Origin of the sequence: Polaribacter marinaquae (assembly GCF_038019025.1) — a bacterium.
In the GTDB taxonomy this organism is placed as follows: Bacteria; Bacteroidota; Bacteroidia; order Flavobacteriales; family Flavobacteriaceae; genus Polaribacter; species Polaribacter marinaquae.
The window spans coordinates 2,445,388-2,457,281 of the sequence record NZ_CP150496.1 but is presented as its reverse complement, the minus strand read 5'-3'; the positions used below and the strand labels follow the sequence as shown (position 1 = coordinate 2,457,281).

General features: G+C 29.6%; 12 protein-coding genes. 7 read left to right on the top strand and 5 right to left on the bottom strand.

Going from position 1 to position 11,894, the window contains the following annotated elements; all coding sequences use genetic code 11:
* Positions 1-67: 67 nt before the first annotated feature.
* The gene (gene ahcY / locus WG950_RS11105) at positions 68-1,381 is read right to left on the bottom strand and encodes an adenosylhomocysteinase (protein WP_079737404.1); all 1,314 of its coding nucleotides are present in this window, start codon (positions 1,379-1,381) and stop codon (positions 68-70) included.
* 63 nt (positions 1,382-1,444) lie between these two features.
* Here ahcY and WG950_RS11100 point away from each other — a divergent pair, with 63 nt between their 5' ends.
* The 5 genes from WG950_RS11100 (at position 1,445) to arfB (ending at position 4,581) form a co-directional block, all read left to right on the top strand.
* On the top strand, positions 1,445-2,071 hold the full coding sequence (locus tag WG950_RS11100) for a 4'-phosphopantetheinyl transferase family protein (protein WP_340932364.1): 627 nt from the start codon (positions 1,445-1,447) through the stop codon (positions 2,069-2,071).
* Between the two features lie 125 nt (positions 2,072-2,196).
* Positions 2,197-2,919: a geranylgeranylglyceryl/heptaprenylglyceryl phosphate synthase gene (locus tag WG950_RS11095; protein WP_340932363.1), complete on the top strand. Its 723-nt coding sequence runs from the start codon at positions 2,197-2,199 to the stop codon at positions 2,917-2,919.
* 3 nt (positions 2,920-2,922) lie between these two features.
* A complete protein-coding gene (pnuC, locus tag WG950_RS11090) occupies positions 2,923-3,555 on the top strand; it encodes a nicotinamide riboside transporter PnuC (protein ID WP_340932362.1) in 633 nt (210 codons plus the stop codon).
* A complete protein-coding gene (locus WG950_RS11085) occupies positions 3,516-4,175 on the top strand; it encodes an ATP-binding protein (RefSeq protein WP_340932361.1) in 660 nt (219 codons plus the stop codon). The genes pnuC and WG950_RS11085 overlap by 40 nt, the downstream gene beginning before the upstream one ends.
* Position 4,176: 1 nt before the next feature.
* The gene (gene arfB / locus WG950_RS11080; RefSeq protein WP_340932360.1) at positions 4,177-4,581 is read left to right on the top strand and encodes an alternative ribosome rescue aminoacyl-tRNA hydrolase ArfB; all 405 of its coding nucleotides are present in this window, start codon (positions 4,177-4,179) and stop codon (positions 4,579-4,581) included.
* A 7-nt stretch (positions 4,582-4,588) separates the two neighbouring features.
* Here the strand turns inward: arfB and WG950_RS11075 are convergent, their stop codons facing one another.
* A complete protein-coding gene (locus tag WG950_RS11075) occupies positions 4,589-5,788 on the bottom strand; it encodes a BamA/TamA family outer membrane protein (RefSeq protein ID WP_340932358.1) in 1,200 nt (399 codons plus the stop codon).
* 382 nt (positions 5,789-6,170) lie between these two features.
* Between WG950_RS11075 and WG950_RS11070 the strand changes: the two genes are divergently transcribed.
* Together WG950_RS11070 and WG950_RS11065 are read left to right on the top strand one after the other, a co-directional pair.
* A complete protein-coding gene (locus tag WG950_RS11070; RefSeq protein ID WP_340932357.1) occupies positions 6,171-8,588 on the top strand; it encodes a TonB-dependent receptor in 2,418 nt (805 codons plus the stop codon).
* 278 nt (positions 8,589-8,866) lie between these two features.
* Positions 8,867-9,730 (top strand): sigma-70 family RNA polymerase sigma factor, encoded by an 864-nt coding sequence (locus tag WG950_RS11065; protein WP_077810250.1) that lies wholly within the window; start codon positions 8,867-8,869, stop codon positions 9,728-9,730.
* 58 nt (positions 9,731-9,788) lie between these two features.
* On the opposite strand, the gene WG950_RS11060 is transcribed toward WG950_RS11065, so the two are convergent.
* The 3 genes from WG950_RS11060 to WG950_RS11050 are packed head-to-tail and all read right to left on the bottom strand — an operon-like array spanning position 9,789 to position 11,838.
* Positions 9,789-10,079 carry a heavy-metal-associated domain-containing protein gene (locus WG950_RS11060; RefSeq protein ID WP_254712353.1) on the bottom strand — a complete coding sequence of 97 codons (291 nt, stop codon included), beginning with the start codon at positions 10,077-10,079 and terminating at the stop codon, positions 9,789-9,791.
* Positions 10,061-10,426, bottom strand: a complete 366-nt coding sequence (locus WG950_RS11055; protein ID WP_340932354.1) for a rhodanese-like domain-containing protein — start codon at positions 10,424-10,426, stop codon at positions 10,061-10,063. The genes WG950_RS11060 and WG950_RS11055 overlap by 19 nt, the downstream gene beginning before the upstream one ends.
* 5 nt (positions 10,427-10,431) lie before the next feature.
* A complete protein-coding gene (locus WG950_RS11050; RefSeq protein ID WP_340932353.1) occupies positions 10,432-11,838 on the bottom strand; it encodes an MBL fold metallo-hydrolase in 1,407 nt (468 codons plus the stop codon).
* Positions 11,839-11,894: the final 56 nt, after the last annotated feature.

Sequence of the window (11,894 nt, the reverse complement as noted above, 5' to 3'; positions counted from 1 at the left end):
GAGAGTTTTGAGTTTTAAAAAATTGTTTTGTCATTTATTTCTAGTAACGACAAAACGTTGTCTTTTATTAGTATCTGTAATGTTCTGGCTTAAATGGTCCTTCTACAGTTACACCAATATAAGAAGCTTGCTCGTCTCTTAATTCTGTAAGCTCTACTCCTATTTTTGCTAAGTGTAATTTTGCAACTTTTTCATCTAAATGTTTTGGTAACATGTACACATCGTTTTTATACGCGTCTGCATTTGTCCAAAGTTCTATTTGAGCCAAAGTTTGGTTTGTAAAAGAATTAGACATTACAAAACTTGGGTGCCCAGTTGCACAACCTAAGTTTACTAAACGTCCTTCTGCTAAAACAATAATATCTTTACCATCTATAACGTACTTGTCTACTTGTGGTTTTATAGTATCTTTTGTGTTACCGTGGTTTTTATTTAACCAAGCCATATCAATTTCGTTATCGAAATGCCCAATGTTACATACTATAACTTTGTCTTTCATTGCTTCGAAATGACGCCCTTGAATAATATCTTTATTACCAGTTGTTGTAATAATAATATCCGAATTTGCAACTACCGTTTCTAATCTTTTTACTTCGAAACCATCCATTGCAGCTTGTAAAGCACAAATTGGGTCTATTTCTGTAACAGTTACAATAGAACCTGCTCCTTTAAAAGAAGCTGCTGTACCTTTACCAACATCACCATAACCACAAACTGTTACTCTTTTACCAGCTAACATAATATCTGTTGCTCTACGAATTGCATCTACTGCAGATTCTTTACAACCATATTTGTTATCGAATTTAGATTTTGTAACAGAATCGTTTACATTAATTGCTGGCATTGGTAACGTTCCGTTTTTTACTCTTTCGTAAAGTCTGTGAACACCAGTTGTAGTTTCTTCAGATAAACCGTTAATTCCGTCTGCTAATTCTGGATATTTATCTAACACCATGTTTGTTAAATCTCCACCATCATCTAAAATCATATTTAATGGTTTTCTGTCTTCACCAAAAAATAAAGTTTGTTCTATACACCAGTCAAACTCTTCTTCTGTCATATCTTTCCAAGCATAAACCGCAGTACCAGCTTCTGCTATTGCAGCAGCAGCTTGATCTTGCGTAGAAAAAATATTACAAGAACTCCAAGTAACCTCTGCACCTAAAGCTTGTAAAGTTTCTATTAAAACAGCTGTTTGAATTGTCATGTGCAAACATCCTGCAATTCTAGCTCCTTTTAATGGCTGCTCATTTTTATATTCTTCTCTTAAAGACATTAACCCTGGCATTTCTGCTTCAGCTAATAAAATTTCTTTTCTTCCCCATGCAGCTAAAGAAATATCTTTAACTTTATTTGGTACGTAAGCTATTTTTGTGCTCATATTATGTATATTTATATTCTAATTTTTCGAACTACAAAGTTACGACATCCATTTTAAAAAAGTATGCCTCTTTACAAAAGTTTAACGGTAAATAATAACACCAAAGTACTAATCTGGAAGATTGATGAATCTTTTAACGAATTAAATAAGAACGTTTTACTAACCCCAAAAAGTAGAACTCGTTTAGAGAGCATGAAATCTGATTTGCATCAAAAAGGTTTTTTAAGTGTAAGGCACTTACTTAAAGAGGTTGGTTATAGAGATGAAGATTTAATGTATGATGAATTTGGAAAACCGCATTTAAAAGATGGTAAATACATTTCGATTACGCATTCTTTTACTTTTTCTGGCTTGATAATTTCTGATAAACTTCATGTTGGGATAGATATTGAAATGCAGCGAGACAAAATTTTAAAAATTGCACATAAATTTACACCAATAGAAGAATATAAAACGATTGCAAATCATGATGCATTGGTAAGTAAATTAACCATAGTTTGGGGTGCAAAAGAAAGTTTATATAAAATCTACGGAAAGAAAAAATTACTGTTTTTACATAATATTTATATTGAAGATTTTAAGTTTGAAGATCAAAAAACTACAGGAGCTATTAGATATGATGGCGAAGAATTCTCTTACAAAATAGAGTTTTTAGAGTTTGATGGTTTTACCTGCGTATTTGCTTATTAATTATCGTTATTCTGAAGAAATAAAAAAATCTTTAATGTTTAAAATAAGATTACTTGGTCATTCTTACAGAAACAAGTTCAGCATAAATCCTCGTAATCACATTCAGCTTTTGTATTTTCGCATTCGTGAATATTTACCAAAACATTTTATTAGCAAAAAAAGAAGGCAAAAAGTTATTGGCTGTTCTTATAGATCCAGAAAAAATAGATTTAGAAAATATTGCTATTTTCTTTGAAAAAGTTCACCAATCTATAGCAACACATATTTTTATTGGCGGAAGCACAGATGAAAATAATCAAACAGAAAATGTAGTTTCAGAAATTAAAAAAACCACACATTTACCTATAGTTTTATTTCCTGGTGATGTTTCTCAGATTTCAGAAAAAGCAGACGGAATTCTATTTTTAAGTTTGCTTTCTGGCAGAAACCCAGAATATTTAATAGAACAACAAATAAAAGCGGCGCCAATATTAAAAAACATTCATTTAGAAATTTTACCTACAGGTTATATTCTTATTGATGGAAAAAAAGAAACTGCAACTCAAAAAGTAAGTAACACAAAACCAATCGCGCAAGAAAATGTAGATTTGATTTTAAATACTGCTTTGGCAGGCGAATTCTCTGGCAAAAAATTAATCTATTTAGAAGCAGGTTCTGGTGCAACAGTTCCTGTAAATAATAGTATTATCAATGTTGTAAAAAAAAACTTGTCAATTCCATTAATTGTTGGTGGCGGAATTCGTTCTAAAGAACAATTAGATATAACTTTTAATGCTGGTGCGGATATAGTTGTGATTGGTACTGCTTTTGAAGATGATGAAACCTTCTTTGAAGACTTAAAAAAATAAAAAATGACAGAAATTTTTAACTTCTTGTTTGAGCAATACAAAACATACGAAACAATAGATATTGTCTTAGAAATTATTGCCGTTATTTTTGGATTTTTATCGGTTTGGTATTCCAAAAAAAATAAAGTTTTAGTTTTTCCGACAGGAATGATAAGTACCTTAATTTTTGTGTATTTATTGCTAAAATGGGAACTTTTAGGAGATATGATGATTAATGCTTATTATTTTATAATGAGTATTTATGGTTGGTATATTTGGACCTACAAAAGCGATGGAGAACACGAAACACCAATTTCTAAAACTACGTATAAAGAGAAAAAAATAAGTGTTTTAATATTTATAGCAACATTAATTTTTGTGTACGCTGTTTATTCTTATTTTGAAAAATGGACAAATTGGACTGCTTATGTAGATACATTTACAACTGCCATTTTCTTTGTAGGTATGTGGTTAATGGCGAAACGTAAAATAGAAAACTGGATTTTTTGGATTATTGGAGATTTAATTTCTGTACCTTTATATTTATACAAAGGATTTACCTTTACTAGTTTTCAATATTTCGGATTTACTTTTATTGCCATTTTTGGCTATTTAGCATGGAAAAAGAACTTAAACAAGAACCCATTAACATCGTAAAAGTTGTTTTATTTGGCCCTGAATCTACAGGAAAAACAACACTTTCTAGACAATTAGCACGCTATTACAATACGGTTTGGGCTCCGGAATTTGCACGCGAATATCTGCAAGATAAATGGAACAACGAGCGTAAAACTTGTGAGAAAGAAGATTTATTACCAATTGCAATTGGGCAAATGAAACTAGAAAATTCGTTAGCAAAAAAAGCAGATAAAATACTTATTTGTGATACAGATTTATTAGAAACAAAAGTATATTCCGAAGAATTTTATGGTGGTTTTGTAGATGATAAACTAAATAAAGCAGCTACAAAAAACCAATATGATTTATATCTTTTAACCTATATAGATACTCCTTGGGAAGAAGATGATTTACGTGACAGGCCAGAAGAAAGACTCGAAATGTTTAAAGCATTTGAAAAGGCCTTAATTAAAAACAAAAGACCCTATCTTTTGTTAAAAGGAGATAAAGAGACAAGATTAAAAAACGCTACAGAAGCTATCAATAAAATTATTGAAACGAAAGATAATTTACACTCATTTTCAAATTCATTATTAGATTTAGATATGCATTTTTTACATCAGAATTCTGCAGATTTCGGAAATTCTTTAGATTATTAAAATGAATTTAGAATTATTATTAAAAGAATTAAATTTTAAAGCAATTAGAAGTTCTGGTGCTGGTGGGCAACATGTTAATAAGACATCTTCTAAAATAGAATTAACTTTTAGTTTAGAAAATTCATTTGCTTTTTCTGATGAAGAAAAAACTTTACTCAAAAAAAACCTTTCATCAAAACTTACTAAAGAAAACACTTTAATACTGTTTTGCGAAGAAACTAGATCTCAGCACAGAAATAAAGAACTTGCTATTAAACGATTTATAGAATTAATTAAAAAAAATTTAATTGTCGTAAAAAAGCGAAAAAAGTCGAAACCTTCTAAAAGTGCCATCAAAAAAAGATTAGATTCTAAACAGAAAAACTCGGTAAAAAAAGCACTTAGAAAAAGACCTAAATTAGACTAAGTACTGCTTAATAAGCTTCAGCAATATTTACGTAAAAATTACCATCTGTTTCGTTACCAGCACCATAATCAAATCTTATATTTAATTTCTCTTTTTTATCTAACATAAAACGAAGTCCTACACCATAGTTTAACTTTAAATCGCCAATATTTAAATCAGTAGTTTTATTAAACACATCTCCTGCACCAATAAAACCTACCAAACCAAATCTACTATCTTTAAACGTTTTTCTATATTCAATTTGTGCTGCTAATAAGTTTTCTTCTATAAATCTTCCTTCTAAATAACCACGCATTATTTGTTCGTTTCCTAATAATGCCAACTCAGATAATGGCACATTTCCGTTCGCAAAATGACCAACTGCTTGTACAGCAATTACATCATTATTAGATGCTGAAACTTTAAAATAATGACGTAAATCGAAACGTGTTAAATCAAAATCATGCGTTCCGCCCATAGATGTGTTGTAAAAACCTCTAGTTAACTCGAAATACCAACCTTTAGATGCATTTAAAATATTATCTCTACTATCATACAAAACTGCCAACTCAACACCTGTAGAAGTAGAACCATCATAACCTGTTGGTCTAGTTGCATCTAACAAACCATTTTCTTCAACTTTAGTTTTATAAACTTTGTTGTATCTAACTCCACCACCTAAAAATAAATATCTTGTAAACGCTCTTTTTAGCAAAATTGGTTCAATCAAAAATTGATATGTATCATAAATTTCTTCGTTAGTTTCTGGTGTATCTGTACCAATTCCGTAGTAATATTTTGGATAATTTTGAAAACTCAAATTACCAGAAATCACCCATTCTTCTTGATTTGTAAAAATCTCGAATCCTGAATAAATAAAAAATTGATTATTTAAAGTGTACAACATAGAAACAGGCATATTAGACGTTCTTGTTTCATCTCCACTTCCTTTAAATTTAAATAAATATTTTGCACCAACACCAAACCCTAAACTGGTTTCTGGCGAATAACTAACAATTGGTGCTGTAATTATTTTTGATAAATACAAGGTAGAATCTTTAGCTACTTTATCTTTATTCGGATAAAATGTAAAATACTCTACAAATTTATCTAAACCGGTTTCTTTTTTAGATTCACTTTCCTGAGAATGAGCAGATAAAGTGAAGAGAAAAACAAAAAATAAATTAACTACTATCTTATAAAGGTTATTTGATGTATTGTATTTCATGATTGATATTTTGTACAAATTTAGTGCTGATTTTTTATACACATTAACTCATATAAAATTTTACTTATCGGTAATGATTGTTGAAAAACTTAACCTAAAGTTAAAATAAATCACTTTTTAGTTCCGCATTAAACTATTCTAGCTTAATTTTGCATTGTTCTCATAAAGGGGTGCTTTAAAAAGGCTGAGATCATACCCAAAGAACCTAGAACAGGTAATGCTGTTTAGGGATTTATAACAAAGTCATTAAGAAGTTTTAACTGCAGTAGGTTTAAAAAAATAAAACACTATTACGTTGCAAACTCTTCTAAATGCCAAAACTAATTATTCAAAAATAGTCACAGAATAATTGCCTCTTTTTATTCGTTTTATATTATTTAAAATGAAAAAAATTACAATTTTTTTATTCTTATTAGTAAGTATACTTACAAATGCACAATCCTTTAAATTTTCTGGAACTGTAATAGACGAAAACGAAAATCCTTTACCAGGAGCATCTGTTTACATTAAAGAAATTAAAAAAGGAACATCAACAAATTTTAAAGGAAATTTTAGTTTGCAACTTAAAAAAGGTACTTATACAGTAGAAGTTTCTTTTATTGGTTACAAAACTATTTCGCAAAGAGTTTTACTTTCTAAAAACGAAGAGTATTTTATAAAACTTAAAACAGGTTCTATGGTTTTAGACGAAGTTTTAGTTGCTGCCGTAAGAGCAAATACCGATGCTCCGGTTACATTTTCTAACTTATCTAAAAAAGAAATTGCAAAACGTAATCTAGGACAAGATATTCCTATTCTTTTAAACTATATGCCTTCTGTTGTTTCTTCATCAGATGCTGGTGCAGGTGTTGGTTACACATACATGAGCGTGCGTGGTTCTAACGGAGAAAGAATTAATGTAACCGTTAATGGTATACCTTATAACGATGCAGAAAGCCATGGTACTTTTTGGGTTAATTTAGGTGATTTTGCATCTTCAACTCAAAACTTACAATTGCAACGTGGTGTTGGTACTTCTACAAATGGTTCTGGTGCTTTTGGGGCAAGTTTAAATATTTTAACAGATGCTGCTCAAGAAGAAGCATACGGAGAAATATCAAACTCTTTTGGCTCTTTTAACACAAGAAAACATACTGTAAAATTTAGTACAGGTAAAATTAACGATCATATAGAAATTGCAGGTCGTTTGTCTAATATTTCTTCTGATGGATATATCGACAGAGCATCATCAGACCTAAAATCTTACTTTTTACAAGGAAGTTATATTGATGATAATACTTTAATAAAAGCAATTACTTTCGGAGGGAAAGAAAAAACCTACCAAGCTTGGTACGGTACGCCTAAAGTAAGATTAGAAAATGATGCTCAAGGTATCGAAGATTATATTACAGATAACTTTTTAAGTGATAGTGAAGCAGAAAATTTAAGAAATTCTGACAGAAGATACAATTATTACACTTATGATAATGAGGTAGATAATTACGAGCAAAACCATTATCAATTGCACTGGAATGAGCAATTAAACGATAATTGGTCTACAAATTTAGCATTAAACTACACAAAAGGTTCTGGTTACTTCGAACAATATAAAGTAGAAGAAGATGCAGCAGATTTTAATAATTTAATTGTTGATGGTTCAGATGTTATTGTTAGACGATGGTTACAAAATGACTTTTATGTTGCTAACTTTAATGCTAATTACAAAAACGAATCTTTAAATGTAATTTCTGGTATTTCTTATTCAAATTATACCGGAGATCATTTCGGAGAAGTGATTTGGGGAGAAGATTTAGCACCAAACACAAATATTAGAGATCAGTATTATTTTTCTGATGCTAAAAAAACCGACTTTTCTGTTTTTGCAAAAGCAAACTTTAAAATTTCAGAAGATCTTTCTGGTTACTTAGATTTACAAGGTCGTTTTGTTAACTACCAAACAAATGGTATTACTTCTGATCTAGAAAACATTGGAGTAGATGCAAATTTTGATTTCTTTAATCCTAAAGTAGGACTTACATATAAAGTAGATCCTAATAATAGTTTATATACTTCTTTTGCTGTAGCTAATAGAGAGCCAAATAGAAATGATTTTGAAGGTGGCGTAAACACACACGAAACTTTAAATGATTTAGAATTTGGTTGGAGATTAAAAAGTGAATATGTAAAATTAAATACAAATGTGTACTATATGAATTATAAAAATCAGTTAGTATTAACTGGTGCTTTAGATGACGTTGGTGCACCTATTAGAGCTACTTCTGGAGACAGTTATAGATTAGGTTTAGAAATAGATGCGGATATTTATTTAAATGAATATTTCTCAATTAAACCAAATGCAGCTTTTAGTTCTAATAAGAATAAAAACTTTGTTGCCAAAATAGACGGTGCTTTACAAAATTTAGGAAATACAGACATTTCATTTTCTCCGGACGTAGTTGTTGGAAATATGTTTATTTACAAACCAATAGAAAACCTACAAATTTCTTTCTTATCTAAATATGTTGGCAAACAATATATGAGTAACTTAGGTAGCAAAGTTTCTAATAGTGATATTATAGACAGTTATTTTACTTCAGATTTAAACTTTGTGTACGAAGTAAAACCTACTAAAATTTTTAAGTCAATTGTATTTACTGCTTTAATAAACAATATTTTTGATAGAGAATATGTAGACAGAGGTTACTATGGTACTTTTGATGACACTTGGTCAGATCCAAATAAAACAACTACTTTAGATTATGCCGGTTTTTACCCTCAAGCAACTAGAAACTTCTTAGTTGGTGTAACGCTAAAATTCTAAAAAAACATACTTTTTAAATCAATTTTGGTTAATAAAATCACAAAACGAGCCTTTTTCTTTGAAAATCGCTCGTTTTTCTGTATATTGAAATTCTATGAAAAAACTTTTAAACTTCAATTCTTTTAGCATAAAAACTACGCTTTACTACAGTGTTTTTACCAAGAAGTTTTACCAACAAGTTTTCTAGACATCTTATCCCTTTTCTTTTTTTCTCTTTTAAAGAACAAATCTAATTAAAAGAGTAGCTCACTTCATTCAAAAAAATAAACTAAAAATTTATGAGACAACTTAAAATTGTAAAGCAAGTAACCAACAGAGACGCAAAATCTTTAGAAAAATATTTTCAAGAAATAAGTAAAATAGGTTTAATAACTGCAGATGAAGAAGTTGAATTGGCTCTAAAAATTAAAACAGGAGATTCAATTGCGTTAGATAAATTGGTGAAGGCTAATTTAAGGTTTGTAGTATCTGTCGCTAAACAATATCAAGGGCAAGGTTTAAAACTATCAGACTTAATAAACGAAGGTAATTTAGGTTTGGTAAAAGCGGCAAAACGTTTTGATGAAACAAGAGGTTTTAAATTTATTTCTTATGCTGTTTGGTGGATTCGTCAATCTATAATGCAAGCTTTAGCAGAACAATCTAGAATTGTAAGGTTGCCATTAAATAAAATTGGGAGTATCAGTAAAATTAACAAAATTTACGCTAGACTAGAGCAAAATGAACAACGAATGCCTACAAATAAAGAGATTGCGCAAAGTTTAGACATGACAGAAACAGAAGTAGAACAATCTATTAGAAATTCTGGTAAATCTTTATCTATGGATGCGCCTTTTAAAGACGGAGAAGATTCTAATTTATACAATGTTTTGCAGTCTGATGAATCTCCGAAACCAGATAAAGATTTAATGAATCAATCTTTGAAAATAGAAATCGATCGAGCTTTAAACACTTTAACATCTAAAGAAGCTAAAGTTTTAAAAATGTATTACGGTATTGGTAATGAAGTTGCTACAAGTTTAACTGAAATAGGCGAAAAATTCGATTTAACTAGAGAAAGAGTAAGACAAGTAAAACAAAGAGCAATAAGACGATTGCAATCTAAATCTAAAAATCAAATGCTAAAAACATACTTAGGATAAAATAAAATTACTTTTAAAATAAAAAATCTCAAAATTTACATTTTGAGATTTTTTATTTTTATGAATCTATTCTGCCAATAGCGCAACTAACAAATGACTTTGCTTTATGAGCTATGGTGTTTTTATCTCCTACTTCCGGATATCCTAATTTGGATAATTTTTCTTTTATCAAATCTAAATTTTCGTTTTCTGATGTTATGGTAACCGTAGAATTTTCTACTTCAACTTGCACATCTGTAACTTCATTTATACTTAATAAACCTTTTTTTATTGTAGCAGCACAACCACCACATTTTAAATTCTCTATTTTTATTTCTGAAATCATACTATCTAATTTTCTTTTTTCCATTGATTATATCCACCTAAAACATTAACGCACATAAAACCTGCTTTACTTAGTATTTTAATGGCTTTTTTACTTCTATTTCCGCTTCTACAATAGACAAACACTTTTCGATTTTTATCTAACTTTCTTGAGGCATTATTATAAAAATTTGCATCAAAATAATCTGCAAAAATCGCAGTTTTTATAAAACCTTGTTTAACTTCTTTCGTTGATCTAACATCTAATAATTGTATGCTATCTTCTTCTAAAATACGTTTTAATTCTAAAGTAGTTATATTATTTGTATCACTTTGAGGTTTACAAGCAATAAAAAACATACATGTAACTAATAAACAAATAAAATGCTTCATTAAAACTATTTTAAAGTAGACGGACAAACGGCTGCAGTTGTCTCGATATCAGTTTTTCTTATTGCACCAAAACCACCTGCCACATCAATTACGTTATGAAATCCTCTAGCTTTAAGTATCGAAGCAGCAATAACAGAACGGTAACCACCTGCACAATGTATATAAAAATCTCCTTTTTTTGGAAATTGTGAAATATGATCGTTTAAAAAATCTAAAGGTGTGCTTTCAGCAACATTTATATGTTCGCTAGAAAACTCACCCGGCTTTCTTACATCAAAAACAGGCATATTTTCTTTTATTTTTTCTTCTAACACAGATGCAGAAACAGATTCTAAAGTATCAATTTCTTTTCCTGCTTGTTTCCAAGCATCAAAACTTCCTTCTAAATAACCTAATACATTATCAAAACCAACTCTAGATAATCTTGTAATTGTATCTTCTTCTCTACCTTTTGCAGCTACTAATAAAATTGGTTGTGTAATGTCTTTTATTAATGCGCCAACCCAAGGTGCAAATCCGCCGTCTATTCCAATAAAAATAGATTGAGGAATAAATCCTTTTATAAATTCTGTTTGATGACGTACATCTAAAATAATAGCGTCAGTTTCGTTTGCAACCAATTCAAAATCTTTTACAGACAATGGTTTTGTAGATGTTTTTATAACATCATCTATAGATTTATAACCTTCTTTATTTAATTTAACATTTAAAGGAAAGTAAGCTGGTGGTGGTAATAAACCATCTGTAACTTCTTTTATAAACTCTTCTTTTGTCATGTTAGCTCTTAAGGCATAATTGGTTTCTTTTTGATTACCAATTGTACCTACTGTTTCTTTACTTAAATTTTTACCACAAGCAGAACCCGCACCGTGTGCTGGATAAACAATAATATCATCTGCTAACGGCATAATTTTAATTCTTAAACTATCAAATAGAAAACCAGCTAAATCCTCTTCAGTAATATCTCCTTTTTGAGCTAAATCTGGTCTACCAACATCACCTAAGAATAATGTGTCTCCGCTAAAAAGAGCATGGTTTTTACCATTCTCATCTTTTAATAAATAACAAGAACTTTCCATTGTATGACCAGGTGTGTGTAATACCGTTATAGAAATATCTCCTACTTTAAAAACTTGATTATCTTCTGCTATTATTGCATTAAAATTAGTTTTTGCTGTTGGACCATAAACAATATCTGCTCCTGTTTTTTCTGCAAGAGTTACGTGCCCACTAACAAAATCTGCATGAAAATGTGTTTCAAAAATGTACTTAATTTTTGAATTAGCTTTTGCTGCTCTATCAATATAATCTTGTACTTCTCTTAAAGGATCTATAATTGCTACTTCTCCTTTACTTTCAATATAATAAGCACCTTGTGCTAAACAACCTGTATAAATTTGTTCTATTATCATAATCTGTTCTTCATTTATTACACTTCAAAATAACATCAATAGTGTAAATTACTAAA

What these genes read in the sequence shown, in the direction of transcription:
- ahcY (WP_079737404.1), bottom strand. Translation starts at nt 1,381, where the DNA reads ATGAGCACAAAAATAGCTTACGTACCAAATAAAGTTAAAGATATTTCT.
- WG950_RS11100 (WP_340932364.1), top strand. Translation starts at nt 1,445, where the DNA reads ATGCCTCTTTACAAAAGTTTAACGGTAAATAATAACACCAAAGTACTA.
- pnuC (WP_340932362.1), top strand. Translation starts at nt 2,923, where the DNA reads ATGACAGAAATTTTTAACTTCTTGTTTGAGCAATACAAAACATACGAA.
- WG950_RS11085 (WP_340932361.1), top strand. Translation starts at nt 3,516, where the DNA reads ATGGAAAAAGAACTTAAACAAGAACCCATTAACATCGTAAAAGTTGTT.
- arfB (WP_340932360.1), top strand. Translation starts at nt 4,177, where the DNA reads ATGAATTTAGAATTATTATTAAAAGAATTAAATTTTAAAGCAATTAGA.
- WG950_RS11075 (WP_340932358.1), bottom strand. Translation starts at nt 5,788, where the DNA reads ATGAAATACAATACATCAAATAACCTTTATAAGATAGTAGTTAATTTA.
- WG950_RS11070 (WP_340932357.1), top strand. Translation starts at nt 6,171, where the DNA reads ATGAAAAAAATTACAATTTTTTTATTCTTATTAGTAAGTATACTTACA.
- WG950_RS11065 (WP_077810250.1), top strand. Translation starts at nt 8,867, where the DNA reads ATGAGACAACTTAAAATTGTAAAGCAAGTAACCAACAGAGACGCAAAA.
- WG950_RS11060 (WP_254712353.1), bottom strand. Translation starts at nt 10,079, where the DNA reads ATGGAAAAAAGAAAATTAGATAGTATGATTTCAGAAATAAAAATAGAG.
- WG950_RS11055 (WP_340932354.1), bottom strand. Translation starts at nt 10,426, where the DNA reads ATGAAGCATTTTATTTGTTTATTAGTTACATGTATGTTTTTTATTGCT.
- WG950_RS11050 (WP_340932353.1), bottom strand. Translation starts at nt 11,838, where the DNA reads ATGATAATAGAACAAATTTATACAGGTTGTTTAGCACAAGGTGCTTAT.